Consider the following 25,762-nt stretch of genomic DNA (forward strand, 5'->3'; position numbering starts at 1 on the left):
TGCAGACTCTTCAATTCCAAAAAAGGGGATGGCCATGCAACGTACACGCTTTTTTGCCGCAACGCTGATCTTGTCGCTGCAGTGCTGTGCCGCCTATGCTGTCGTCTCCGTCAAGAGCCTGACGGCCAACTTCCAGAAGGAAAAGAATGCCGTTGATCTGGGCAACGAGCTCAACAGCTTTTTCAAGAATGGCGGCTGTGTCTTGCCCAAGGAGCTGACGAAAAAGCTGGACAAGAAAGACAAGGCCTACATTCCAGGCGAGCTGAAGAGCATACTGGCCAGCGATCTGGCGGCGGAAGTCGACAAGTATTCGGGCCAGAGCGTCTTGCGGGTGCTGAATACGGCCTTCTTCATCGATACGAAATCGCGTGTCCGGCAGCTGACATTGACCGGTGCGGAAACCTATACGGGCTTCGATCCGCTGCGCAATATGGATACGCAGGCGAATAATTTTGCCTATGCCATGGATTGCTCGGGCTTTCTCAATTCGTCCATCAGCGTGGCCGGCGGCATTTCCGGCAATGACGGCGCCATCGCCGCAAAAAACGCGCTGGAGACAAAAAAATCCATGCTGGCGGTCAAGGCCTCCGTCTTTTCCCCCGTCGCGCTGGCGCTGGCGCCCGATATCGGCGGCAACCTGACCCGCCGCCAGCGCATCAGCGTGATGTATTCCCTGTCGCGGGAAATCAGGGGTGCCGACCCCGCCGCGCCCGACAGCACCAAGGTGTCGTCGGGCAGGATGTTTCCCGCCGTGTGGATTTCCAGCGCGGGGGCATCGTCATTCCAGGGCCAGACTACGCTGTCAGGCAATGCCGGCGCGGGGATCGGCGTGCTCTCCGCCTCCGCGAATACGGCTGGGAATGCGACGTTCTCGAAAAGCATTTCGTTCAGCCAGTTCGATACCTATATCGTCAACTCGCAGGACATTGCTACGGTGGACGCCGATTTGAAGACCATTAACGAGACCGTTGCCCAGCTGGTCAACGCGACGCCCAATGCCACGCGCGTGGTGCAGGTGGATCAATCGTTCCAGGTGGCTTTCGACTTGCCGCGCCTGATCTGCCAGAAAAGCTGGACGATCCGCAGCGCCAGGACGCCGGATGTGCTGTTGCCCGGCACGGTGCAGACGGCCGATGGGCCGTCCGGCTGCGAAATGACGATCCGGCCAGCAGCACCAATGGCCAATGACGAAACGGGCCTGGTCCTGGAGGCGGCCAGCGACTTGACGCCGGAACTCAAGTTCGCGCTCAAGGCGCCGATGCGCTAGCCTGGCTGACGGTGCAGCGCCGTTGCCAGCATTGCGCAAAACGCGTCGCGTGCCGGGTCGGGCACGACCGCATTGACCCGAAGCAGGTTGGTCACCTGGGGCAGGGGCGCCAGTCGTTCGAGTTCGGCAAAGCGCCGCACGGTGCCGCCCATGCTGCGTTCGTTCATGATTCCCACGCCCAGGCCGGCGGCGATGGCCGTCAGCATGCCGCTGATGGAGGGGCATTCCAGCGCCACGGACCATGCCATGCTTGCCGCATGCAGCTTTTCTTCGGCCAGGCGGCGATAAAAACAGTCGGGTCCATAGCTGATGAGTTTGACAAGATCTCCTGACAGGTGCTGCCCCGCCAGCGGGGCGCACCAGTGCAGGTTTTCCGTCCACAGCGGCCTGTCGTCGGAGGCTGCCGTGCCGGCAAAATCCTGGTGCACGATGATGTCGAGTTCGCCGCTGGCGAAGCGTTGCCGCAGGTGCTGGCTTTGTTCGATCACCAGTTGCGCCTCGACCTTCGGATACCGGTGCGCGAACAGCGCGATGACCGTGCAGACCTCGGGCAGGGAAACCTGTTCCGCCACGCCGATACGCAGCTGGCCACGCATGGTCGAAGGCGAAAAGCAGGCGACGGCCGCATCGTGCGCCTCCACGATCCTGGCCGCATGCTGCAGCAGCGCGGCGCCCTGGTCCGTCAAGTCCAGCGTCTTGCCGCCGCGCAGCAGCAACTGGCATCCCAGCTGCTCCTCGAGCCGCTTGATTTTCCAGCTGATGGCGGACTGGCTCAGATGCAGCAGGGAGGCGGCCTGGCTCATATTGCCTGTTTGCACCACGGTCCTGAAAACCCGCAGTGCGTCGACGGAAAGGCGCATATTCATGTTGATCATGACAAAAGTTGATGGTTAGGTGCGAAGAATGTCACTTGTGTCATGCCCAGTCAATGCTTAGTCTGCAGTATTGACACTTGAGGACGACGATGAAGATGACTCCGCCATTGCTGAACGGCCAGGCCCTGATCAACGGCAGCCGCATTGCGACGGGCATCCATGGCGCCGGCACGCCACTGGTGCTGGTCCACGGCACGCCCGCCCATTCCATCATCTGGCGCGAACTGGTGCCGCTGTTCGTGCGTGCGGGTTTCCAGGTGCACCTGTATGACTTGCTGGGGTATGGCGCTTCCGAGCGCCCCGTCCATGCCGATACGTCCGTGGCCGCCCAGGCAGGCATTTTGCTGGCGCTGCTGGACCATTGGCAGTTGCCCAGAACCCATTTGTTCGGCCACGATATCGGCGGCGCCATTGCGCTGCGGCTGGCCTTCGGGCATGCGCCGCGCCTGCATGGCCTGACCCTGGCCGATATCCCCAGCTATGATTCCTGGCCGTCACCCACGTGGAAGGCGATGCGCGATGAGTATGCGCGCCATGCGCTACAGGCGCACGACGCCCACCGCAGTGCCATGGTGCGCCAGCTGAAGATGGCCGTCTTCCGCAAGGAGCGCATGTGCGATGACACCCTGGAGCGCTATCTGGCGCCCCTGTGCGGCGTGGTGGGACAGCCATCGTTCTACCAGCATCAGGTGGCGCATTACAACGCTTGCTATACCATGGACTTTGCGGAGCAATTGCCGCGGCTGGATCTGCCCGTGCAAATTCTGTGGGGCGTGGAAGACGCGTGGCAGCCGGTGGCGTATGCGCGGCGCCTGCAGCGCGACATCCCTGGCGCCGCCGTGCACCTGTATGAACAGGCCGGGCATTTCCTGATGGAAGATGTGCCGCAGCCTGTCGCCGCGCAAGTGATTGCATTCATTCAGAATCTGGAAAGGAGCTAGGCCATGCAATTGATTGGAATGCTCGATTCTCCCTACGTGAGGCGCGTCGCCATCTGCATGAAAGTATTGCGGCTGGAATATGAACACCGGAGCCTGTCGGTGTTTTCCGATTTCGATACGTTCAGGAAAATCAATCCGGCCGTCAAAGTGCCGACCCTGGTCACGGATGACGGACAAGTGCTGATGGACTCGACGCTGATCATCGGCTATCTGGAGGAGCTGGCCGTGGGCGCGCCCCGCCTCCGGCCGGAACCGGGCCCGGCCCGCTTGCGCGCGCTGTGCCAGACGGCGCTGGCGCTGGCGGCCTGCGAAAAAGCCGTGCAGATCGTGTACGAGCGGCGCCTGCGCCCGCCGGAGAAACAGCATCAGCCCTGGCTGGACCGCGTCCAGCTGCAATTGCATGGTGCCTGGCAACAGCTGGACGCGTCCGTGCGGCACGACGCGCCGGACTGCCTGGGCATCGCCGGTATCAGCATCGCGGTCGCCTGGAGTTTTACACAGTCCATGTTGCCCGATGCATTGCCGGCAGGCGAGTATCCGGCCGTGGCCCGGTTTGCGGCTTTGGCGGAACAGCAAGCGGTGTTTGTCGCGACGCCCATGGCCTGACGCCGGTTGCGGTGGCCTGATTGAGCATGCGGCACATGCTCAATCAGGCCGCCATTTCCGCGCGCAGCGCCGATATCAGCTGCGCCGCGCCCATTTCCCGCGCCAGCGGCGCCCCTTGGCCCGCCCATTGCGCGGCGAAGTCGCTGTCGCCGTGCCGGCTGGCCAGCGCATTTAATTGCTTGGCGGCATCGTAGGCGACGGGATAGTCGGCCGGCGGCGGGCTGCCCGGCGCTTCGCCATGTTCGATCAGCCGGTTCACCATGCCGCGCGCCAGGCGGCCCGAGAGGACGCTGGTCAGGCGCGTGCTTGCCGCCCGTTCGCTTTGCAGGTTGGCGCGGTAGCCCGCGTTGGCCGACGATTCCGGGCACAGCACGAACGCCGTGCCCAGCTGGGCCGCCGCGGCGCCCAGGTCCAGCGCGGCGCGGATGCCTTGTCCATCCATGATGCCGCCTGCCGCGATCAGCGGCAGGGTGGTGCGGCCCGCCAGCAGGCGCAGCAGCACGCTGGTGCTGTGGCGCTCGTCGGGCGCCTGCGGGTCGAACGCGCCCCGGTGTCCGCCCGCTTCCACGCCCTGCGCCACGATGGCGTCCACGCCCGCCTGTTCGATCAGCAGCGCCTCGCGCACACTGGTGGCCGTGGCCATCGTGTAGACGCCTGCCTGGCGCAGGGCGGCGATCTGCGGCTGCGCCGGCAAGCCGAAATGGAAGCTGACGACGGCGGGGCGCAGTTCCAGCAGCAGGGCGAACGCGGCCTCGTTGCCGAGAAACGTTTGGTAGATCTCGTCGAGTTCCGTAGGCACGGCCGCGCCCAGTTCCGCGAACAGGGGCGCCAGATGGGCCAGCCAGGCCGCTTCGCGCCGCGCATCGCGTACCGCCGGCGCATGGCAGAACACATTCACGTTGAAAGGGCGATCCGTCAGCGCGCGGGTTTCCTCGATCATCTGGCGCGCCTGCGCCACGGTGCCGGCGCCGATGGCCAGCGAGCCGAGGCCGCCAGCGTTCGAGACGGCGGCGGCCATGCGCGGCGTGGAAACGCCCGCCATCGGCGCCTGGATGATGGGGTGCTGCAAGCCGAGACGGCCGAGGAAGCGCTGGGAGGTGCTCATGATGTTTCCTTCATGAAATTAAGGATGTTGCGCAATATTCTTATTTGAAGAATATAATAGCATAATAATTCTTAAATCGAGAACATGATGGACATGGAATCCCTGACGATTTTCTGTGCCGTGGCCAGCGAGCTGAGCGTCACCCAGGCCGCAGCCAGGCTGGGCCGCGCGGCGTCCAGCGTCACCACGCGCATCCAGCAGCTGGAAGCCGATATCGGCGCGGAACTGTTCGTGCGCACCAATAAACGCATGGCCCTGACGGCGGCGGGCGAACGCTTTCTCGAGTATGCGCAGCGTTTGCTGGCGCTGGCGGAAGAGGCCAGGCATGTCGTCACGGGCGGGCGCGACGGCGGCACCTTGCGCGTCGGCAGCATGGAAAGCACGGCGGCCAGCCGCCTGCCGGCGCTGCTGGCCGCGTATCACGCCCGCCATCCGGACACGCGCCTGGCGCTGAGCACGGGGCCGTCGCGCCCTCTGATCGAGCAGGTGCGCACGGGTCTGCTTGACTGCGCTTTTGTCGCCTTGCCGCCAGCGTTCGGCGGCGCCGCCGCCTTGGCGGAGCTGGGCCTGGCATCGACGGCCGTGTGGTGCGAGGAACTGTGTCTGCTGTTGCCGGCCAGCGAAGGGCAGACGCGCCGCGCCGAGGATGTGCGCACGCGCTCGCTGGCGGCCTTTCCGCAGGGCTGCACCTACCGCGGCATCGCCGAAGAGCTGCTGGGCGTGGCCGGCAGCACGCAGTGGCGGGTGCAGGAGCTGAGTTCGTATCACACCATGATCGCCTGCGTGGCGGCCGGCGCCTGCGTGACCGTGCTGCCGGCCAGCGTGCTGGCGCTGTCGGACGCGCCGGCCACCCTGAAAACACTGTCGGTTGGGCAAGCCGACACGGTGCTGGTGTGGCGCGCGGGCTTCGACGTGCCCGCCTTTCAGCATTTGCTGGCGCAACTGGGCGAGGCGGCGCCGTGAGCGGGGCGGCCAGGCTGCGCGCGGCCATCGCCGCGGCGGCGATCCTTGCCATCGGCATGGGCTTCGGCCGCTTCGCCTTCACGGCCATCTACCCGCACATGGTCGAGGAAGGCGTCTTGAGCTTGCGCGAAGGCAGCCTGGCCGCCTCGGCCAACTATGCCGGTTATCTGCTGGGCGCCATCCTGGCCATGCGCGCGCGGGTCCGCAGCGCGCACCGGCTGTGCCTGTGGTCGGCGGCCGGCACGGCGCTGTGCCTGGGCGTGCTGGCTGTGCCCATGCCCGTCTGGACCATCGTGGCGGTGCGCGGCGCGGCGGGCGTCTTCAGCGCGCTGGCCATGGTGGCCGCCTCCTTGTGGCTGCTGGAACAGCGCCGGCAGGCGCGCGGCGCGCCGCTGCTGTACGCGGGCGTGGGCGTCGGCATCGCCGTGTCGGCCGAATTGCTGGTGCTGGCATCGCAGCTGGGTTGGCACAGCGCGGGCATGTGGCTGCTGCTGGCCGGGGTCGCCGTGCTGGCGGGACTGGCGGCCGCGCCAGCGATTGCCGTGAGTGGCAAAGCGAGCCTGGATGAGATGGAGAAACCTGCCGTATCCGCGCTGGCGTCCGTGGCGCCGTGGCCGCTGGTGCTGATCTACGGCTTGGCGGGGCTCGGCTACATCGTCACGGCCACCTACTTGCCCGTGCTGGTCGGTGCGGCCTTGCCCGGGCTGAACTCCGCCCACGTGTGGGCCGTCTTCGGCCTCGGCGCGGCGCCGTCGTGTTTCCTGTGGCACCGGCTGCACGAGCGCCTGGGCACGCGCCAGGCGCTCAGGCTGAACCTGCTGCTGCAGGCGCTGGGCGTGGCTTTGCCCGTGCTGGCGCCCTCGGCCGCCGGTTACCTGCTCAGCGCCATCCTCGTCGGCGGCACGTTTGTCGGCACGGTGACGATCGCCATGCCGGCCGCGCAGCGGGTCGCCGTCAAGGCGGGGACCAACATGACGGCCATCATGACGCTGGTGTATGGCGTGGGCCAGATCGTCGGCCCCGTGGTGGCCGGCAGCCTGTATGCGCAGTCGCACAGTTTTAATAGCGCGCTATTGGCGGCAGCCGGCGCGCTGCTGCTGGCCATCGTTGCGAGCCTGCGCCTGTAACACTCAGAGATCGAAGGCGCGGCGTATGAAAGCGTGCCGCAGCGCGTTGACCCGGGCGGAATCGCGCGTGTAATACAACTTGTTCGTCAGCAGCACCGCATAGCGGCCGCGCCGGGGGCTGATCCACAGGGCCGTGCCCGTGAAACCCTGGTGGCACCAGACGTCATCGTTTGGCTCCGTGCCCGCCGCCGGGTGCCAGAACAGGCCGCGCGACGGGTTCAAGGAACCCGTCTGCACCGTCAGCGAATCACGCACCCAGCCGGCATCGAACACCTCGCCATGCCGGTCCGGCGCCAGCATCGCCTGCAGGAAGCGCCGCAGGTCCGGCACGTTGGAAAACAGCCCGGAAATGCCGCACACGCCGCCCAGCAGCCGGGTCGAAAAATCATGCGTCACGCCGGCAAGATGGGCGCCCGCCTGCTCGCAATACTCGGTCGGCGCGACCAGCTTGCCATGCGCAGCCGGCAGCGGGCCAAAGCGCGTGGCGTCCATGCCCAGCGGCCGCAGCACATGCTGTTCCAGGGCCTGGTCCAACGGCATGCCCAGCAGCCGCTCGATGACCAGGCCGAGGATCAGGGCCGCGCGGTCCGTGTAGTCGACAGCCTGGCCTGGTATGCCTTCGAGCGGCTCGCGCAGCACGCCGCGCACGATATCGTCGTACACCTCGCCATAGCTGGCGCGCAGGCGGGCGCGCAGCGGCAGGCCGGCCGTATGCGTGAGCAGCTGGAAAATCGTGACGGGCGCCAGCGCGTAGCCGTGCGTGCCGGGCAGCACGTCGGCCAGCAGCGTGTCCAGGCCCAGGCGTTCCTGCTTCAGCAGCCGGCCCGTCAGCGACCAGACGCTGACGATCTTGGTCAGCGACGCGATGTCGAACAGGGTGTCGACTTGCATCGCGGCACTGGCGGAATCGGGCGTGAGCCGCCCGGCCGCGCCCGCCACGCCGTCGTCGACGGTGCCCACGGCCCAGGCCGCGCCCGGGAAAATGTGTTCGTGCACGCCGGCCTCCGCCAGCGCTGTCAGTTGCTCCGTATGGTTGCTTATCTGCATATTGATTGTGCTGTGTTTATCTTGTTATCGTCTGCCGCTGCCACTCCCAGCCAGCGCGCCACCGACTGCGCCAGCCATTCGCCCTCATCGAGCGGCAAGTCGTGCCCGGCCTCGCCGTGGATCAAACAGTCGGCTTGCCAGGCGCGCGCCAGGCGCTGCGAGCAGCGGTGGTCGACCAATTGATCTTGCGCGCCGGCCATCACCAGCACGGGCATGGCCGGACGGCTGGCGGGCGCGCGGTAACGGGCGGCCGACAGCAGCTGGCGCAGCGCATTGCGGCGGCTGACCGGGTATTGCTGCTGGTAGCTGAGCCAATCGGCCAGCAGCGCGGGGTTGCCATGGGCGTGCCTGCGGCTGGTCAGGCGCAGGATCAGCGCTTCCTGGCTGCGTGCATCGCCGACCAGCAACTGGCGCAGCAGGGCGCCGTAGTTTTGCCAGCGCAGGCGCCGGTAAAACGGACTGAACGGCCGCATGCTGGTATTGATGAGCACGCAGCGGGCGATTTCCTGCGGGTAGCGGTGCGCCCATTCGACGGCCACCATGCCGCCCAGCGACAGGGCCAGCAGATGGTACGGGGCGGGGATGCCGCGCGCCAGCAAGTCCTGGCGGCAGCTTTCCACCATGGCGGCCACGCGGGTGGCGCTGTCCTGCGCGTGGCGCGTGCCGTTGCCGGGCAGGTCGGGCGTGACGATGCGGGCGCCGGGCAGGGCGCGCGCCAGGGTGGCGGGGAAGGTGCCCCAGTGGCGCTGTTCGCGCATCAGGCCGCGCAATAAAATCCAGGTGGGCGGCGTCATGATTCGTACCATTGCGCCAGGGCGCGCCGGCGCTGCGCCTTGCGCAGCAAGCCTTCCGGCATCCAGCGGCCGTGGCTGCTGGCGGCGCGCATGAGGAAATCGAACCAGACCAGGTGCCGGCGCAGCACGCGCTGCAGGCGGTGCGCGGCCGTGGGGTTGAAGATGCTGACCCGGTTGAACAGCTGGCGCGGGTTTTTCTTGACCCAGCGCCACGAACCCATTTCCAGCGTCAGCGGCAGAAACACGCGGCCCGTGTAGCTGGTGCCGTTCAAATACAGATAATCCCACAGGTCGCCATGCGTGCGGTATTGCCGGCTTTGCGGTTCGAACACATAGTTGTGGTTGGGGTAGCTCTGGCTGAACAGTTCTTCCAGCGCGCCGATCTCGGCCAGGTGTTCGATAGGCACCTTGGTGTGGGCGTGGGGAAACCAGATGCGGTCGCGCAAGCCGAAGCCGGAGTGGCAATCGAGGGCGATGCTGAACTGGCGCGACAGCAATTCGCGTTCGACGAAGTCGCACACGGCGGCGCTTTCCCGCTCCATCGGCCCGTCCGCCGCGCCCCGGTACCAGGGCAGGCGGGGGCTGTAGCGCTGTCCGCCCAGCATGAACGGCACTTTCTCGCGTGCGCTCAGCGGCGCATTGCGCATCAGGTCCACGCCCTGCGGGTTGCAGCGCGTCGCTTGCCACATGCCGCCCGGATTGACCAGCGGCATGAACACGAGGCGCATGGTTTCCAGCTGCTGGTGCAGGGTGGCATCCCAGCGCAGGCGCGCGATCAGGCTTTCCAGGAAAGACAGCAGCACTTGCGTGCCGATGCGTTCGAGGCCGTGGATGCCGCCGAAAAAGCCCAGCACGGGCACGTCGGGGCCGGGATTGCCCATGGCGATCGAATACACGGGAAATTCGCGCCCATCCATGGCGATGCTGCAGGGCGCGGCCACTTCCAGGTGGCTGCCGCCCTCGTCGATGAGGCGCTTCAGCATGACCAGCTCGGGCAGATTCTTTTCGATCATCAGGCGTCTGAAAGGGAAAGTAGCAGCCAGTGTAGCCGAAATCATTGCCGCGCCCGACGTCCCGCATGGCGAAATTTATTGGTGATAAGCATGTCACGAAGCCGTCATGTTTGCTGTGTAGCCTGTTGCCGTTGACGCAAGGATTATTAATTTGAAACACCATCCTGCGTCCTGTTTCACTCCTCACACGATAGCGACAAGAGAGCGATATGACAGGCAGCCCGGCATCAGTCCATGTGCTTGCGCTGGCCGGATGCCTGGTACTGCTGGGTTTCCTGGCCGCGGTGGGGCCCGTGCGGGCGCAACCGGCCGACGGCGCCGTCTTGCAGTTCGATATCGCCGCGCAAAACCTCGGCGACGCGCTGGATATATACAGCCGCCGCACGGGCATCGCCGTGCTGATCGACCAGCGTTACGCGCAGCGCCAGTCGGCCGCCGTGCGCGGCCCCTATGCGGCGGGAGCGGCCCTGCAAGTCTTGCTGGAGGGCACGGGACTGCAATCGCGCCTGTCCGACGCGCAAGCCGTCATCGTGTATGCCCCGGCCGGTGCCGCGGCAATTGCAGCGGATGTGCCGCCGGTCGCCATTCTGGCCGCCGCCGACATCCCCGGCGCCACGCAGGGCGGCGGCGACCATGCGGCCTATGTGGGCCAGCTGCAGCACGTGCTGCTGAGATTGCTGTGCCGCGCCGCGCAGACGCGCCCCGGCGGCTACCGCCTGGCGCTGCAGCTGTATCTGAACCGCGCCGGCGTCGTGGACCGCGTACACCTGCTCGACAGCACGGGCTTGCGCGCGCGCGACACGGCGATTGCGCGCGTGGTGCTGGGCATGCGCGTGGGGGCCGCGCCGCTGCCGTCGATGCCGCAGCCCGTTTCCATCCTGCTGCTGCCGCAAGGCCCGGGCAGCGAAGTCGATTGCGCCGCTGGCGCGCAAGGAAGCGCCGCGCCATGAGCCAGCCCGACCTGCGCACCAGGCTGAAACGCCACCTCAGCTCCCGCTACGCCGTGCTGCGCTGGCGACTCGAAAGGGTGGTCGGCTGCAAGCACCATGCGGCCGATGCGCTACAGGAAACCTGGCTGCGCCTCGAAGCGATGGTGGCGCCAGGCCCGGCCGCCGCGCCCGTCCACAATCCCGACGCCTACCTGCTGCGCATGGCGGCCAATATCGCCACCGATGCCTACCGCCGCGACCGTATCATCGTCACCGAGCGTGAGCGCGAGGAGCTGATGCACATGGCCGACGAGACGGGCGACGACATCAGCGACCCGGCGCGCATCGTCTCGGCGCGGCTCGACGTGCAGGCGCTCGACGCGGCGCTGGCGGGCCTGTCGCCGCGCCGCCGGGCCATCCTGACGGCGGCGCGCATCGATGGCATGCTCAATGCGGAGATCGCCGAGCGCTTCGGCATTTCCGTGGCGATGGTCAAGAAAGAATTGCAGGCCGCCATGCAACACTGTAAAACGTGCATGGCCGACGCCGATGCGGCCCAGCGCAGCGATGTGTCGGGCCGCCGTAAATATTGATGAATCCCATGACCGCTTCCGACCGCGAACCACGCGACCTTGTTGAACATGACGACACTGCCATCGGCCGGGAAGCCGCTGCCTGGTGGGCACGCCTGCGTGCCGACGATTTCACGCAGGCCGATGCCGACGCCTTGCGCGCCTGGTGCGCGCGCAGCCCCGCGCATGCGCGCGCCTGGCGTGAACTCCGGCAGGTGTGGCAGGCGCTCGATCCCGCCTTGACCCGCGCCGCCGCCGCGCCGCAGCGGGAAAACGTGCTGGCGTTTCCCCTTCGTCCCGGACGGCGTGCTTTTCTCGGCGGCGCGCTGGCGGCCGGCGTGGCTGCGCTGGCCCTGCGCCCGCCGCTGGGCGCCTGGCCATCGCTGCAGGAGCTCAGCGCCGACTACCGCACGGGCACGGGCGAGCAGCGGCAAGTGGCCCTGTCGCAACAGATGACGGTGCAGATGAATACGCAGACGCGAATCAATGTGCGGGCGCCGGAAGCGATCGAACTGCTGGGCGGCGAAGCGGAAATCCTTGCCAGCGGCGCGCGCCAGCCCGTGTCGGTGGTGGCGGGCGCGGGGCGTTTATTGGCGCAGTCGGCCCGCTTCAATGTGCGCCACACGGACGATGCCGTCTGCGTGACTTGCCTGGCGGGCGCCGTGGAGGTGGTCTGGCAACAGCGGCGCCAGACCCTTGATGCAGGACAGCAACTGGTGTACGACGAGCGGGGCGTGCAGGCCGCCACGGCCGCACCAAAGGGCGAAGCGAGCGCCTGGCGCACGGGCGCGTTGTCGTTTGCCGGCCAGCCGCTGTCCCAAGTGGTCGATGAAATCAACCGCTACCGGCCCGGCCGCGTGCTGCTGCGCAATCCCGAACTGGGTCGCCGCCTCGTGCGCATGCGCTTTTCCATCCGCCAGATGGACGGCGCGCTGGCGATGATACGCGACCTGTATGGCGCGCAAATGACCAGCTTGCCAGGCGGTATTGTCTTGCTCAGCTGATTCCCGGTTTTCCTTGGGCGGGCTTATTTGAAAATATTTAAAAATATTTTTCAAAAAACATTATCCCTTCCGCCGCCCAGCTACGTCATGGAGGCATGGACGCTTGCGCTAACGCCAGGCTCCGTTCCCTTCTCTCTAGCCAGGAAACCATTGCCATGACCAAGCTTCACACTGCCCAGCGCCCAGTCCCAACCGTTGACACGGGCGCGCAGCGTACTTCCACGCTGGGCAGCCGCCTGCGGCTCACGCCGCTAGCTTATGCACTGACGACCATGCTGATGGCGGGCGCCTTCAGCACGCCGGCGCGCGCGCAGCAGGCGTTCAGCGGCGGCTGGTTCGCGGCCAAGGGTGCGGCGCAGAATACGGCTGCCACCTCGGGCCGCCTGCCGAATGGCCAGCCGCTGCCGTTGGGCAGCCGGCCCGAGGGCCAGCAACAGCAGGCCAATCAGCAGTTGCAACGCTCGCTCAACAACCTGAACCTGGCCGCGCGCGCCATCGCCGCGCAGCAGTCGGCCCAGGCGCAGGCGCGCCAGAGTGCCGCCGGCGGCGCCAGCGCGCCGAACGGCCTGGCGCAGGGCGGCTTGCAGGTCGACACCAACAGCCTGACGGCCGGCTGGCTTAATGCCCAGGCGCCCGTGCAGACGGTGGCGAACGGCAAGACGGCCGTGGTGGTGCAGCAGACGGCGGACAAGGCGATCCTGAACTGGGAAACGTTTAACGTGGGCAAGGACACGACATTGACGTTCCAGCAGCAAAAGGATTGGGCCGTGCTGAACCGGGTCAACGATCCGCAAGCGCGTCCCAGCCAGGTCCAGGGCCAGATCAAGGCCGACGGCACAGTATTGCTGGTCAACCGCAACGGCATCGTGTTTACCGGCACGAGCCAGGTCGACACGCGCAGCCTGGTGGCGGCCGCAGCCCGCATCGGCGACGCGCAATTCCAGAAGGACGGCATCTACAGCCCCGGCACGGCCGGCGCCACGACGTTCACCGATGCGGGCGGCAAGGTGCAGGTGCAGGCGGGCGCGCGCCTGGCCAGCAACCTGCCCAAGGGCAGCACGGAAGGCGGCGGTTACGTGATGCTGCTGGGCAAGGAAGTGCACAACGGGGGCGAGATCGCCGCGCCCAAGGGCCAGGCCCTGCTGGCCGCCGGCGACAGTTTTACGATTAAAAAAGGCGTGGGCACGGATGGCAACCCGCTGTCGACCACGCGCGGCAGCGAAGTCACGCCGCAGTTCGGGGCCGGCAGCACGGCGGGCAAGGTCGTCAACACGGGGCTGATCCAGGCGCGCGAAGGCGACGTCACCCTGGCCGGGCGCGACGTGCGCCAGGAAGGCGTCGTGCTGGCCTCCACCACGGCGGCCACGCGCGGCACGATACACCTCAACGCCCTGGGCAGCGACGCGGCCGTCACCGTGGGACGGGGCGCCACCACGGCTATCGTCATCGAGGATGACGGCAAGACGACGGCGCTCGACAGCCAGCGCGACGCCATGCGCGGCCCGGCCGCGACGTCCACGGAAAACATCGTTGCCGTCAACGACCGCCGCGACCAGTCGCGCATCGAGATCGGCAGCGCCGGCACGGTGGAATTCATGGGCGACTCGCTGACCCTGGCCACAGGCGGCCAGATCGCCGTCAACGCAGCCAGCCGCAGCCTGCTGCGCGACGGCGCCCAGCTCGACGTCTCCGGCGCCGTGGGCGTGAAGGTGGCCATGGAGGCGAACAATGTCGAGATCAACGTGCAGGGCAACGAGCAGCGCGACGCGCCCGTCAACCGCGACGGCAAGGCCTTGCTCAACAGCAGTATCTGGGTCGACCGCCGCAAGCTGGTGTTTGTACCGAAGGGCACGAACGGCTACGACAGCGACCGCTGGTACACGGCAGGCGGCTTGCTGGAAGTGGCCGGCTACCTGGGCACGCAGGGCCATTCCGTCAGCGAGTGGATGGCGCAGGGCGGCACCGTCAGCTTCGGCGGCAAGGATGTCGTCACGCAGCTTGGCTCCGCCATCAACCTGTCGGGCGGCACCCTGGACGTGCAGACGGGCGCGGTGCGCCAGACCTGGCTGAAAGGCTTGGACGGCAAGCTGTATGAGGCGGGCAGCGCGCCGGCCGACTTGCCGTACGCGGGCGTGTACAAGGGTTATGAGGAAGAACATGCGCGCTGGGGCAAGGATGCCAGCGGGTTCTACGCCAATCCATTGATCGCCGCGCAACAGCGCCTGGAAAACGGCTACACGGTGGGCCGCGACGCCGGCAAGCTGGTGGTCGCCACCGGTTCGGCCGTGCTGGAAGGGGGCATCGCGGGCGATGTCTTCCAGGGCGAGCGCCAGACCCAGGCGCCGCAGGCGCTGCTCGACGGCTACCAGCAGTCGCAGTTCGCCGCCGCGCAGCGGGGGCAGCTGATCGTCGGCCAGTACCAGCCGATGTTCGACAAGCGCACGGGCGTGCTGCAGCATGCGCTGTCGGCCGTCATGGACGAGGTGCGCCTGACGCGCGTGCAGGACGGCATCGCCGCCGGCCTCGACGTGACAGGCGTGCTGGCGCCCGGGCGCCAGGGCAAGCTGCTGCTCGACACGGGCATGCTGAATCAGCAACATCTGGGCGCCATCCGCCTCGCCGCGAAAGGCGCGATCACCGTCGACAGCGCGCTGCAGGTGGCCGACGGCGGCAACATCACCCTGTACGGCAATGACGTGGCCATCAACGCCAGCCTGCGCAGCCATGGCGGCAGCATCCTGGCCGGCAATGTGCTGAACCAGGTCGGCGCGCTGGGCATGTTGGACACCGTCGTCAATCCGGGCGGGCCAGCGGGCAAGCTGCTGCTGGCCGATGGCGTGAGCCTCGATACCAGCGGACTGCTCAGTAACGTGCTGCGCGATCCGCTGGCTGCCGCCGGTCTGCCCTATATCAATGGCGGCAATGTGTCGCTGCGGGCGAACGGCGACGTGCGCATCGGCAGCGGCAGCCTGATCGACGCCGGCTCGGGCGCGGCCATCCTGTCGCAGGCGAAACAGCAGGGCGGCAAGGGCGGCAACGTGACCCTGGCCAGCTATGGGGCCAAGGCCGACTTGGCGCTGGGCGAAGGCGCGCACGTGCGCGGCCATGGCGTGCAAGGCGGCGGCAAGATGGAATTACAGGCAAACAAGATTTTGATCGGCAAAACTGAAAAAACCGAGACCGGCACCCTGCACTTGGGCGGCGACTTTTTTGAGCAGGGTTTCTCCAGCTACAGCCTGGTCGGCAAGCAGGGCGTGATGGTGGCGGACGGCGCGCAGGCGGATGTGCGCATGCCCGTGCTGCGCGTGGTGGACAACGAGAAACTGGCCCTTTGGATGCCGGAACAGGTCACGGAAAATCCGCTGAAGGGCACCTTGACGCAGCGCAAGGGCGCCAGCCTGGCCCTGCAGGTGGGCGATTTCCAGTCCGGCGCGGCCGACATGGCCAGCGCCGAATTGCTGGTGGGCAAGAATGCCGTGGTCAGCGTCGATGCGGGCCAGTCCATCAAGCTGTCCAGCGTGGGCCAGCTGACGGTGGACGGGCGCCTGAATGCGTGGGGCGGCAAGATCAGCCTGGGCGGCGTGGGCGTCGACAAGCCCGTGTCCGAGGCAGTGGAGGCGGCCGGCCATGGCCGCTCCATCTGGATCGGCGAGAACGCCGTGCTCGACGTGGCATCGCGCGCCGTCAGCGCCACGGATGCGCAGGGCCGGCGCTACGGCAAGGTGGTCGATGGCGGCAGCATCGTCGTCGGCGGCGAGATCGACCATGCGCAGGGCAGCACGTCGGCGGCCAGCTTGTTCGTCGTCGTGCGCGACGGCGCCGTGCTCGATGCGTCCGGCGCGCACGCCGTGCTCGACGTCAATGGCGACGCGATCGACTTGGCCAGCGCGGGCGGCAGCATCGCGCTGGCGTCGAACAATGGCCTGTACCTCGATGGCCAGCTGCGGGCCAGGGCAGGCGGCGCGGGCGCTGCGGGCGGCACCCTGTCCGTGGCCACGGGCACGCCCGAATACCTGAAAGTGCTGGCCACGCCCAAGGTGCTGCAGGGCCGCCAGCTGCGGCTGACGCAGCGCCAGACGGCCAGCGATCTGGCTGACAATGTGACAGCCAGGGACGGGGCGCAGGCGCTGCAGTACGGCCATGGCCGTTTTTCCGTGGAGCAGGTGGACGCGGGCGGTTTCGGCAACCTGGCCCTGCTGGGCGCCGCCAGCTTCGATGGCGACGTGTCGCTGACGATGCGGCAAAGCTTCCAGCTGTACGGCGCGCCCGTGCTGTCGCCCGGCAGTTCGCCCGACGCGAAGGTCAGCGTGGCGGCGCCGTATGTGCGCCTGGCCAGCATCAAGCCGGCCGGCCGCGATTTCTATACGACGCCCGGCAGCGCAGGGAAGTCGCCCGTCGCCAGCCAGATCAGCATAGCGGGCGACCTGATCGACGTGCGCGGCATCGTCGAAGTCGAGGCCAACGACGTGCGCCTGACCAGCCGCGGCGACCTGCGCTTCCTGCTGTCGCCGCTGGGCTGGGATGGCAACCAGCCGTCGACGGTGCTGTCTTCGCCGGGCGACATGACCCTCAAGGTGGCCCAGATGTATCCGGCCACGGGCGCTGGCGCCGCCGTGCGCGTGGGCATGGATATAAAAAACGGCAATATCGTCTACGACCCCGAGCGCAGCCTGACCATTGCGCGCAGCACGGACAGCATTCCCGCCGTGCCGTACTCGGCCTTTGGCATGCTGCAGCTGGGCGCCGCCCATATCGAGCAGGGCGGCATCGTGCGCGCGCCGCTGGGACTGCTTAACCTGGGCCTCAGCCTGCGCGCGGACGAGAATAGCCTGAGTATCAATTTCTTGCCTGGCAGTATCACCTCCGTCAGCGCCGCCGGCATGGTCATGCCGTATGGCGGCACGGCCGATGGCCAGAACTGGAACGTCGACGGCAAGAAGACGGAGTTTCTCGGCGTCGGCGGCAGCAGCGTCAACGGCACCATGCGCATCGGCGTCGATATCGCCAGTGTGGCCGTGGCTGTCAAGCCGGGCGCGCTGCTGGACTTGTCGGGCGGCGGCGAATTGACGGGTGCCGGTTTCGTCGCGGGCCGCGGCGGCTCCACCGATGCGCGCTACCATCCGCTGGTGCAGGTGGGGGCGAACGGCGGGTTTGTCCTGCCGGGCCTGGCGACGAATCCCGTGTACGCCATCGTGCCGGGCGTGCAGGCGCCGCAGGCGCCCGTGGGCGGCGACCAGGCCGCTTCCGACCCGGCCGTGGGCCGGCAGGTGACGATAGGCAGCGGCGTGCCGGGCTTGCCCGCCGGCACCTATACTTTGATGCCATCGACCTACGCCCTGTTGCCGGGCGCCTTCCGCGTGGAATTGAACGGCCTGGCGGGGCAGGCGAGCGGCGGCGCCCCGGCGCAGCCGCTGCGCAACGGTTCCTGGGCCGCGCCCGGCACACTGTCGATCGCGGGCACGGATATCCGCGCGCCGCTGGCCAGCCAGTTGATACTCACGCCGGCCAAGGTCTTGCGCACGTATTCGCAGTACAACGAAATGGGCTATACGGCGTTTGCCCTGGCCGACGCGCAAACGCGGGGCATTCCCCGCCCGCTGCTGCCGGCCGATGCGAAGACGTTCAAGCTGCAGCTGGCGCCCGGCGCCGGCATCGACTCCTTCCAGTTCGAGGGCACGGGCAAGTTCGGCGCGGCCACGGGCGGCTTCGGCGGTACCGTGTCGGTGATCGCGGGCGGCCCCGAGGATCTTGAAATCATCGCCGACGGCGCACCCGCCACGCCGGGTTTTGGCGGCGTCACGCTGCATGCCCGCAGCCTGAACGCGATCGGCGCGGCGCGCATCGTCATCGGTTCCACGCCCATCATCAATTACGGACAGGGTGGCAACTACATCAGTTTTGGCACGGCGCAGGCACATAATATCTACCTGCGCCGCGGCGCCATCCTGGCGGCGCCGGAAGTGCTGCTGCTGGCGCGTGATCCCTGGAATATTCAGTGGACCGCCGGCCTGATCGATGTCGCGCCCGGCGCGGGTATCAACACGGTGGGACGCGGCAAGGCCGCATACGACTCCAGCGACGGTTTTATCTACCAGAGCAACGAGGGCATCCACATGCTGGCCGCCTCGAACGGCTTGATGAATGTGGCCCCGGTCGGCGGTTCGGCGCGGGGCGGCATCAGCATCGGCGTGTGCGGCGACGCCTGCGCCGGCACGGCCAGCCTGTACTCGGAAGGCACCTTGCTGATGTCGACGAACGGCAGTTTCGAGCTCGATAACTCGGCCCGCTATGGCACGCGCAACCTGAGCCTGGCGGTGGGCGCCATCAACATGGGCAGCAGCGAGGCGCTGGCGGCGGCCCAGGCCAGCGGCACGCGTTCCAGCGGCCTGGCCATGAACCAGGGCGTGCTGGAACGCCTGCTGCGCGGCGACACCAGCACGGGTGCGCCGGCCCTGCAGGCGTTGATGCTGAGCGCGGCCGACAGCGTCAATTTCTATGGCGACGTGGTGCTCGACACTTACGACAAGAGCACGGGGAAATCCACGCTGGAGCGCCTGGTGCTGACCACGCCGGCCATGTACGGCCAGGGCGGCGCCGATGCCGTGGCCACCATCCGCACGGCCAACCTGATCTGGGGCGGCGCCCTGTCGCCGGTCGGCAATGTGATCACGCACGGCGCCGGAACGGGCAGCGGCACCCTGAACCTGGAGGCGGAGCGCATCGATTTCGGTTTCGGCCCGTTCACGCAGCCGGCCGGCGTCGCCTCGTTCGACCGCCTGGCGCTGGGTTTTGGCAACGTCAACCTGAGAGCGTCGGGCCAGGTCACGGCCAACCACAAGGGCAGCCTGTCCGTCTACCAGGCGCAGGACGGCTACGAGACGGGCAAGGGCTACCAGTACAGCGGCGGCAAGCTGAACATCATCACGTCGCTGCTGACGGGCGAGGCCGGTTCCACGCACAGCTACACGGCGGGCGGCGCGCTGACGGTGGCGGCGCCGGCCGGCGTGGCGCCGGCCGCGCCCGTCAAGAACAACGATGGGCTTGGTGCTCAGCTGAGCTTGAAGGGTGACAGTGTCAGCGTGGCCACGGCCGTGGTGCTGCCGAGCGGCAAGCTCACCGTCAGCGCGCAGCATGACATCAGCGTGGCGGACGGCGCCCGCCTCGACCTGGCGGGCCGCAAGAGCACCTTCTTCGACGTGGATAAATACAGCTGGGGCGGCGACGTGACCCTGGACAGCCGCGCCGGCGACATCCGCCAGGGGGCGGGCGCCGTGATCGATCTGTCGGCCGAGCACAACCGCGCCGGCAGCCTGAAGGCCGTGGCGCTCGACGGCGCAGCCGGCATGGTGGACTTGCAGGGCAAGATATTGGGCGGCGCCAGCGGCAGCTACGACGCGGGCGGCACCATGGTGCCGTACAAGAAGGGCAGCGTGGACGTGCGCGCGCAGACCCTGGGCGCCGGTGGCACCCTGGACAGCCAGTTCGCGTCGCTCAACCAGCGCCTGACGGAAGGCGGCGTGACGGGCGCGCGCAGCTTCCAGCTGAAACGGGGCGACTTGACGATAGGCAATGAGGTCAAGGCGGGCGAAGTGCAGGTATCGCTTGACAATGGCCGCCTGACGGTGGCTGGCGTGATCGACGCCAGCGGCGAGCGCGTGGGTAGCATCCGCCTGGCCGGCAAGCATGGATTGACGTTGGCCGGCAACGCCGTGCTCGACGCGCATGGCACCGTCCTGCGCGTCGACAGCTATGGCAAGATCATCGACAGCCCGAACCGGGCCATGGTGGAACTGAATGCGGGCGAGGGCGTATTGAACCTGGCCGGCGGCGCGCAGATCGACGTGCGCCACGGCACGGCGGCCGTGGCCGGCAAGGGCAAGGGCGAATATGACGGCGCCGCACGCGGCACGGTGGAATTGAGCGCGCCGCGCCTGGGTAGCGGCGGCGCGCGCACGGATATTGACGCCGCCACCTTTGGCGACATCGCCATTGCAGCCGGCGGCGGCTTGACCATCCGCGGCGCGAAATCCATCGCCGTCAACGCCATGCAGCGCTACGACGACGCGGCCTACGCATTGGCGCCGGGCGCCAATGGACAGCCGGTGCAAGACCTGTCGGCCAGCGGCCGCCCCTACCAGGTGATCAACCAGGCGTATCTTGACAGCAAGCACGGGGACAGCACGGGTTTCATCGATGCGGCGCTGGCCAATACGAACTTGCGCAACGGCAAACTGGCGGGCCTGGCCACGGCCGCGTATGCCGATGCGCTGCATGTGCGTCCCGGCGTCGATATCGTCAGCAAGACGGCGGACGGTGACCTGGTGGTGCAGGGCGACCTGGACCTGTCGGGCATGCGCTACGCGAGCCTCAATCCCCGCTTCCAGCGCACGACCGTGCGCGGCTCGGGCGAGGTGGGCAGCCTGCTGCTGCGCGCCGGCGGCGATTTGAATATCTACGGCAGCATCAACGACGGCTTCGCGCCGCCGCCCGCCACCAAGGACGAGAACGGCTGGCGCCTGCTGCCGGGGCGCGACATCAATGGCAGCGACGTTATCGTGCCGGGCAAGGGCGTGACCGTGGCCGATGGCACGCTGTTCCCGGGCGGAATCGCGCTCAATTATGACCTGCCCATCAAGGGTTTCAATTTGATGGCCAATACGCGCCTGCCCGTGGCCGTGACCCTGGACCAGGCCATGATCGTGCCGGCTGGCACGGTGCTGGCGGCCGCCGTGCGCGACAGCGCCGGCAATATCGTCCACGCGGCCGGCACCTTGCTGGCCACGGAGCAGACCTTCACCGCCGGCATGCGTCTGGACGCCGGCAGTGTGCTCAGGCAAGCGGTGAAAGTGAGCGCCATGACCTGGCCCAAGGGCGTGCCGCTGCCCGGCGTGGTCGGTGAACGTTCGGTCTTTGTACTCGATGGCAAGCTGGCGCTGGCCGTAGGCTCGTTGATCCCGTCCGGCACCGACGTCAAGCTGTTGCCCGGCGTGGCGGCCATCGAGCTGCGTCCGGAAGTGGCGGGCAGCCAGGGCAAGCTGTGGGCCATCGCGCCCATGCTGGCCGAAGGCTCGCAAGCGTGGGGCATGCGCCTGGTGGCCGGCGCCGACCTGGACGGGGCCGACACGCGCGCCGTGCAGGCGCATCCCGCGCACGGCACCCTGCGCCTGGCCGACAGCCATTACGGCATGTACGGCATCTTGGTCCCGCCGAAGGGCGTGCAGTACTGGAGCAAGGAAGCGGGAGAGCAGGGCATCGAAGGCATCGTGGCGGGCGAACCGATTTCCGAGGAATTTCTCAATCAGAACGGCACCACGATTGCGACGTTCTGCGCCGACACCCCCAGCTGGTGCGATCTGAGGGTGTCCTACGTGTGGACCAAAGAAGGCGCGGAAGAGTTTGCCGACCCCAAAACCAAGGAGGGCGACCTGCTCGATCCGGTGGCGCTGGGCTGGCCCACCATTTGCGAGGAGAATCCCACCTGGTGCGGTACGCCGAACCCCACGTTCGACTACAAGGCGAGCAGCCTGCGCCACAGCGTGCTGCGCACGGGCACGGGCGACCTGGACCTCGTCAGCGGCGGCGACCTGCGCATGGACAGCCTGTATGGCGTGTACACGGCGGGCATGTCGTCTTCGCCGACGGCGGCCGGCGATCCGTACAACCTGCCGCGCTCGCGCAATGCGAACGGTACGGTGCTGGGCAACCCCGACGGCGCGCATGAACGCCTGGTCGATGGCGGCACCGACAGCATCTACCGGGCATGGTATCCGGACCAGGGCGGCAATCTGCTGCTGAAGGTGGCGGGTAACTTGAGCGGCTCGTTGCTCAACGCCTCGAGCGCCAGCAACGAGCGTCCCGTCAGCAAGGATGGCCTGGCCGATTCGGTGCCGGTGGGCAACTGGCTGTGGCGACAGGGCAGCGGCGGCGTGGCCACGGGCGGCCCGGCCCAGCCGACGGCGTGGTGGATCAACTTCGGCAGCTATATGCGCCGCGATACCCTGGCCGACACCGTGCTGGGCTTTACGGGCTTCGGTACCCTGGGCGGCGGCAATGTGCGCGCCGAAGTGGCGGGTGATGCGGGCGTGCAGACGCTGCTGACGGGCAGTTCCTATAACGCCAACATCAATCCCCGTTCGCAGGGCTTGCTGCTGGCCGTGGGCAGCACGGGCCGCGTGCAGGCCGACGGCAGCCTGCTGCTGACGGGCGGCGGCGACCTCGACCTGGTCGTGGGCGGTGCGCTCAATCCCGCCAGCATGCCCGGCGGAGGCTATCTGAATGGCGCGCTGGTCGACTTGCGGGGCCACGCGGAAACGTCGGCCGCACAGCTGGGTAGCCTGGCGCTGCAGTACGGTTCGCAGCCTACGCAGCACGTACCGCTGGAAACGCGGGCCTATGATGCCTTCACGGCCACGCGCGCCACGCCGCGGGGCGGCATGATCCTGGTACCCGGCGACGCCACCTTCAGCGTGGCGACCCTGGGCGACCAGGCGCTGCAGGATGTGGCCGACCCCGGCCGCGTGTCCCTGCCCAATGCCACGCCGTTCACCGGCCCGTCCGGAGAGCAGGGCTACGGCTACAGCTGGTTCAGCCTGTGGACGCCGCGCACGGCGCTCGACCTGTTCTCTGCCGGCGGCAACATGACTCCGCTGAGCGGGTCGCTTGGCACGGCCACCGACCTGGCCATCGTCTACCCGTCCATCGTGCGGGCCGCGGCGCCGCATGGCAGCTTGTATTACGGTAAAGCAATTGTCGACGCGAATGCCGCCACCAGTTATGCGGATCCGCTGGTGCTGGCGCCATCGCCCAATGCGCAGCTGCAGTGGCTCGCCGGCGATTCCATCTATGCGGGCGGCTATGCCGTCAGCCAGTCCGGTGCTGCCGCCGACAGCATCGCCACGCCGTTCAAGCCTGGCTTTACGGGCTGGGATATCAGGACTTACGTGACCGATCCCCTGGCTGCCAATATCTCAAGCAAGGGGGCGCCAGCAACGAAATGGAACTTCCCGCTGTTTGCCTTCGGACCGAATTCCTCGGCCGGCCCTGCGAACAGCGGTACGCAGGCCGCCCGCATCTATGCCGCCACGGGCGACCTGGTGGGCGTGAATAGCGGCCGCATCATCGAGTTTACCGATGCCGCGCATGCGGGCATCACCTGGTACGAGGGGGGGCAAGCCGTGTGGATGAAGGCGGGACGCGATATCGTCAGCAGCGGCACGGCGCAGCTGGAAGCCGTGGATGGCACTGCCGTCGGCGAGATGCGCTTCAGGATTCTCAGCAACCTTTTCGTGCACAATAATGCATATGACGTATCGGTGGTCTCGGCCGGGCGCGATATCCTGGGCAGCTCCTTCAACGTGGCCGGTCCCGGCACGCTGGACATCAGCGCGGGCCGCAACATCTTGATGCAGGACAAGGGCAGCGTCGTCAGCCTCGGTCCCGTCGTGACGGGAGACAAGCGTCCGGGCGCCGGCATCGCCATGCAGGCAGGCGTGGGAGCGGCCGGCCTCGATTACCTGCGCTTCGTCAAGCCGTATCTGGACCCCGCGAACGTGGCGCAGAAGGGCGTGCCGCTGGCGGACCAGGCGGGCAAGGTGGTGAAAGCGTACGACAGCGAATTGGCAACCTGGCTCGGTGAGCGCTACGGCTTCAAGGGCACGGCGGCCGAGGTGCTGGCTTTCTACCTGGCCTTGCCCGAGCCGCAGCAGCGCGTGTTCGCCCGCACCGTGTATTTCGCGGAACTGAAGGCGGGCGGGCGCGAGTACAACGATGCGGAAAGCTCGCGTTATGGCAGCTTCTTGCGCAGCCGCAACGCCATCGCGGGCCTGGCGCCGGCCACGGACGCCAGCGGGAAGGCGATGTCGTATGCGGGCGATATCGTCATGTACCGCGGCACGTATGCCGCCTACAATCCGCTTTCGCTGAACTATGACCGCATCGTTCCCCGCAGCGGCTACGTGCACACGAATTTCGGCGGCGATATCGAGCTGCTGACGCCGGGCGGCAAGCAGGTGCTGGGCATCGAAGGCGAGGCGCCGCCGTCGACGTCGGGCGTCATCACCAAGGGCGGCGGCAATATCGACCTGTTTTCGCACGGCAGCATCCTGCTGGGCCAGAGCCGCATCATGACGACGTTTGGCGGCGACATCCTGGGCTGGTCGTCGGAAGGCGACATCAACGCGGGGCGCGGTTCGAAGTCGACCATCGTCTACACGCCGCCCAAGCGCGTGTATGACAACTGGGGCAACGTGACCCTGTCGTCGGACGTGCCCAGCACGGGCGCCGGCATCGCCACCCTGGCGCCGATCGCGGAAGTGCCGGCCGGCGACGTGGACCTGCTGGCGCCGCTGGGCACCATCGACGCGGGCGAGGCGGGCATCCGCGTCTCGGGCAACGTCAACCTGGCCGCGCTGACGGTGGTGAACGCGGCCAACATCCAGGTCAAGGGCGAATCCAAGGGCATGCCGACGGTGGCGTCCGTCAACGTGGCGGCCATGACGAACGCCAGCGCGGCCGCTTCCCAGGCCACGGCGGCGGCGCAGGACGTGGTGCAGCGCGAGCGCGCCGCCACCCGTTCCGCGCAGCCATCCGTGTTCACGGTGCGCGTGCTGGGCTTTGGCAGCGAGGCGCCGCCCGACAGCGCGCAAGCGGCGCCGCAGGACGGCGCGCGCATCGAGGCGGCCGACTACAACCCGCGCAGCGCCGTGCGCGTGCTGGGACTGGGGACGTTGCCGGAATCGGCCATGCGCCAGCTGACGGCGCAAGAGCGCAGCAGGTTGTCGCCATGATGGCCGGCATGGCTGGCGCCTTGCCCTTGCGCATGGCAGGTGCCATGCGGCAGGCAGGCATGGCCTGGTACCGGCCCGCCATCCGGCCCCGCATGCAGGCGGCCAACGATATGGCGCCCGTGCCAACGTCGGCGCCATGGCAGGGCGCCCGGCTGCAGGCTGTGTTGGAAAACAATTACGCGGCCCTGCACCGGCGCCTGACGCGCCACCTGGGCTGCGCCGAGCTGGCCAGCGACAGCCTGCACGACGCCTGGCTGCGCCTGGGCGCGCTGACGGCCGGGGAAGGCGCGGCGCTGGCGCACAGCCCCGTCGCCTATGTGTTTCGCGTGGCGTGCAACGCGGCCATGGACAGCCTGCGGCGCAACCGCGCCTGGCTGTATGCGGACGAGGGCGATGGGGATGGCGCTGGCGGCCTCGTCGATTTCCTCGCCGATACGGCGGCCGGGCCTGAACGCCTGGCCGAACTGCAGGCCGACGTGCGCCGGCTGGCGCAAGCCGTCGACTTGCTGCCGCGGCGCCACCGGCAAGTGCTCGAAGCGCTGCGCGTGGACGAGCTGACCCGCCAGGAAGTGGCCGAGCGGCACGATATGTCGCTGCGCAACGTCGATACGGCCTTGCGCCAGGCGCTCGACCATTGCGCCCGCCACACGGGCTACGCGGCGCAGGGCGGCGTCGGCACGCCCCGGCGCGGTTTGCGCTTGCGCAAAGGATAGGCGCCAAGCGGGGTTCTGCGT

Annotated in this window: 15 protein-coding genes; 10 read left to right on the forward strand and 5 right to left on the reverse strand. The window is 67.7% G+C overall.

The genetic code is table 11. From position 1 onward, the window contains the following. Positions 1 to 34 precede the first annotated feature (34 nt). Positions 35 to 1,267 (forward strand): hypothetical protein, encoded by a 1,233-nt coding sequence (locus tag ACQ4WQ_RS09345; protein WP_436496430.1) that lies wholly within the window; start codon positions 35 to 37, stop codon positions 1,265 to 1,267. Here the strand turns inward: ACQ4WQ_RS09345 and ACQ4WQ_RS09350 are convergent. Continuing rightward, positions 1,264 to 2,133, reverse strand: a complete 870-nt coding sequence (locus ACQ4WQ_RS09350; RefSeq protein WP_436496432.1) for a LysR family transcriptional regulator — start codon at positions 2,131 to 2,133, stop codon at positions 1,264 to 1,266. The genes ACQ4WQ_RS09345 and ACQ4WQ_RS09350 overlap by 4 nt on opposite strands. A 98-nt stretch (positions 2,134 to 2,231) precedes the next feature. On the opposite strand from ACQ4WQ_RS09350, the gene ACQ4WQ_RS09355 reads away from it, so the two are divergent. Together ACQ4WQ_RS09355 and ACQ4WQ_RS09360 are read left to right on the forward strand one after the other, a co-directional pair. After that, entirely contained in the window at positions 2,232 to 3,083 is an 852-nt protein-coding gene (locus ACQ4WQ_RS09355) for an alpha/beta fold hydrolase (RefSeq protein WP_436496434.1), read from the forward strand. A 3-nt stretch (positions 3,084 to 3,086) separates the two neighbouring features. Beyond that, positions 3,087 to 3,689 carry a glutathione S-transferase gene (locus tag ACQ4WQ_RS09360; RefSeq protein WP_436496436.1) on the forward strand — a complete coding sequence of 201 codons (603 nt, stop codon included), beginning with the start codon at positions 3,087 to 3,089 and terminating at the stop codon, positions 3,687 to 3,689. A gap of 43 nt (positions 3,690 to 3,732) precedes the next feature. Here the strand turns inward: ACQ4WQ_RS09360 and ACQ4WQ_RS09365 are convergent, their stop codons facing one another. Next, on the reverse strand, positions 3,733 to 4,794 hold the full coding sequence (locus ACQ4WQ_RS09365; RefSeq protein WP_436496438.1) for an NAD(P)H-dependent flavin oxidoreductase: 1,062 nt from the start codon (positions 4,792 to 4,794) through the stop codon (positions 3,733 to 3,735). Between the two features lie 87 nt (positions 4,795 to 4,881). Between ACQ4WQ_RS09365 and ACQ4WQ_RS09370 the strand changes: the two genes are divergently transcribed. Next, positions 4,882 to 5,757, forward strand: a complete 876-nt coding sequence (locus ACQ4WQ_RS09370; RefSeq protein ID WP_436497381.1) for a LysR substrate-binding domain-containing protein — start codon at positions 4,882 to 4,884, stop codon at positions 5,755 to 5,757. Then, a complete protein-coding gene (locus ACQ4WQ_RS09375; RefSeq protein WP_436496440.1) occupies positions 5,754 to 6,884 on the forward strand; it encodes a YbfB/YjiJ family MFS transporter in 1,131 nt (376 codons plus the stop codon). Before ACQ4WQ_RS09370 ends, ACQ4WQ_RS09375 begins: the two co-directional genes overlap by 4 nt. 3 nt (positions 6,885 to 6,887) lie before the next feature. Here the strand turns inward: ACQ4WQ_RS09375 and ACQ4WQ_RS09380 are convergent, their stop codons facing one another. From ACQ4WQ_RS09380 to ACQ4WQ_RS09390, 3 genes are read right to left on the reverse strand one after another with little or no spacing between them, the layout of a single operon-like run. After that, positions 6,888 to 7,931, reverse strand: a complete 1,044-nt coding sequence (locus ACQ4WQ_RS09380; protein WP_436496442.1) for a serine hydrolase domain-containing protein — start codon at positions 7,929 to 7,931, stop codon at positions 6,888 to 6,890. After that, positions 7,922 to 8,725: an alpha/beta fold hydrolase gene (locus tag ACQ4WQ_RS09385; protein WP_436496444.1), complete on the reverse strand. Its 804-nt coding sequence runs from the start codon at positions 8,723 to 8,725 to the stop codon at positions 7,922 to 7,924. Before ACQ4WQ_RS09385 ends, ACQ4WQ_RS09380 begins: the two co-directional genes overlap by 10 nt. Continuing rightward, on the reverse strand, positions 8,722 to 9,738 hold the full coding sequence (locus tag ACQ4WQ_RS09390; RefSeq protein WP_436496446.1) for a M14 family zinc carboxypeptidase: 1,017 nt from the start codon (positions 9,736 to 9,738) through the stop codon (positions 8,722 to 8,724). Before ACQ4WQ_RS09390 ends, ACQ4WQ_RS09385 begins: the two co-directional genes overlap by 4 nt. A 209-nt stretch (positions 9,739 to 9,947) precedes the next feature. On the opposite strand from ACQ4WQ_RS09390, the gene ACQ4WQ_RS09395 reads away from it, so the two are divergent. The 5 genes from ACQ4WQ_RS09395 (at position 9,948) to ACQ4WQ_RS09415 (ending at position 25,741) form a co-directional block, all read left to right on the forward strand. Continuing rightward, the gene (locus tag ACQ4WQ_RS09395; protein WP_436496448.1) at positions 9,948 to 10,688 is read left to right on the forward strand and encodes a hypothetical protein; all 741 of its coding nucleotides are present in this window, start codon (positions 9,948 to 9,950) and stop codon (positions 10,686 to 10,688) included. Further along, positions 10,685 to 11,260, forward strand: coding sequence for an RNA polymerase sigma factor (locus ACQ4WQ_RS09400; protein ID WP_436496450.1), 576 nt, complete (start codon positions 10,685 to 10,687; stop codon positions 11,258 to 11,260). Before ACQ4WQ_RS09395 ends, ACQ4WQ_RS09400 begins: the two co-directional genes overlap by 4 nt. A gap of 8 nt (positions 11,261 to 11,268) precedes the next feature. Next, positions 11,269 to 12,243 (forward strand): FecR family protein, encoded by a 975-nt coding sequence (locus ACQ4WQ_RS09405; protein WP_436496452.1) that lies wholly within the window; start codon positions 11,269 to 11,271, stop codon positions 12,241 to 12,243. A gap of 155 nt (positions 12,244 to 12,398) precedes the next feature. Continuing rightward, a complete protein-coding gene (locus tag ACQ4WQ_RS09410) occupies positions 12,399 to 25,028 on the forward strand; it encodes a filamentous hemagglutinin family protein (RefSeq protein WP_436496454.1) in 12,630 nt (4,209 codons plus the stop codon). Continuing rightward, the gene (locus ACQ4WQ_RS09415; RefSeq protein ID WP_436496456.1) at positions 25,025 to 25,741 is read left to right on the forward strand and encodes an RNA polymerase sigma factor; all 717 of its coding nucleotides are present in this window, start codon (positions 25,025 to 25,027) and stop codon (positions 25,739 to 25,741) included. The genes ACQ4WQ_RS09410 and ACQ4WQ_RS09415 overlap by 4 nt, the downstream gene beginning before the upstream one ends. Positions 25,742 to 25,762 lie beyond the last annotated feature (21 nt).

This window comes from Janthinobacterium goodfellowi, assembly GCF_051380695.1.
In the GTDB taxonomy this organism is placed as follows: Bacteria; Pseudomonadota; Gammaproteobacteria; order Burkholderiales; family Burkholderiaceae_D; genus Janthinobacterium.

Bases quoted from the DNA above. Each gene is read 5' to 3' on its own strand.
- ACQ4WQ_RS09360 (WP_436496436.1), top strand. From the start codon at position 3,087: ATGCAATTGATTGGAATGCTCGATTCTCCCTACGTGAGGCGCGTCGCC.
- ACQ4WQ_RS09380 (WP_436496442.1), bottom strand. From the start codon at position 7,931: ATGCAGATAAGCAACCATACGGAGCAACTGACAGCGCTGGCGGAGGCC.
- ACQ4WQ_RS09370 (WP_436497381.1), top strand. From the start codon at position 4,882: ATGGACATGGAATCCCTGACGATTTTCTGTGCCGTGGCCAGCGAGCTG.
- ACQ4WQ_RS09395 (WP_436496448.1), top strand. From the start codon at position 9,948: ATGACAGGCAGCCCGGCATCAGTCCATGTGCTTGCGCTGGCCGGATGC.
- ACQ4WQ_RS09400 (WP_436496450.1), top strand. From the start codon at position 10,685: ATGAGCCAGCCCGACCTGCGCACCAGGCTGAAACGCCACCTCAGCTCC.
- ACQ4WQ_RS09350 (WP_436496432.1), bottom strand. From the start codon at position 2,133: ATGAATATGCGCCTTTCCGTCGACGCACTGCGGGTTTTCAGGACCGTG.
- ACQ4WQ_RS09405 (WP_436496452.1), top strand. From the start codon at position 11,269: ATGACCGCTTCCGACCGCGAACCACGCGACCTTGTTGAACATGACGAC.
- ACQ4WQ_RS09390 (WP_436496446.1), bottom strand. From the start codon at position 9,738: ATGATCGAAAAGAATCTGCCCGAGCTGGTCATGCTGAAGCGCCTCATC.
- ACQ4WQ_RS09365 (WP_436496438.1), bottom strand. From the start codon at position 4,794: ATGAGCACCTCCCAGCGCTTCCTCGGCCGTCTCGGCTTGCAGCACCCC.
- ACQ4WQ_RS09355 (WP_436496434.1), top strand. From the start codon at position 2,232: ATGAAGATGACTCCGCCATTGCTGAACGGCCAGGCCCTGATCAACGGC.
- ACQ4WQ_RS09345 (WP_436496430.1), top strand. From the start codon at position 35: ATGCAACGTACACGCTTTTTTGCCGCAACGCTGATCTTGTCGCTGCAG.
- ACQ4WQ_RS09415 (WP_436496456.1), top strand. From the start codon at position 25,025: ATGATGGCCGGCATGGCTGGCGCCTTGCCCTTGCGCATGGCAGGTGCC.
- ACQ4WQ_RS09385 (WP_436496444.1), bottom strand. From the start codon at position 8,725: ATGACGCCGCCCACCTGGATTTTATTGCGCGGCCTGATGCGCGAACAG.
- ACQ4WQ_RS09410 (WP_436496454.1), top strand. From the start codon at position 12,399: ATGACCAAGCTTCACACTGCCCAGCGCCCAGTCCCAACCGTTGACACG.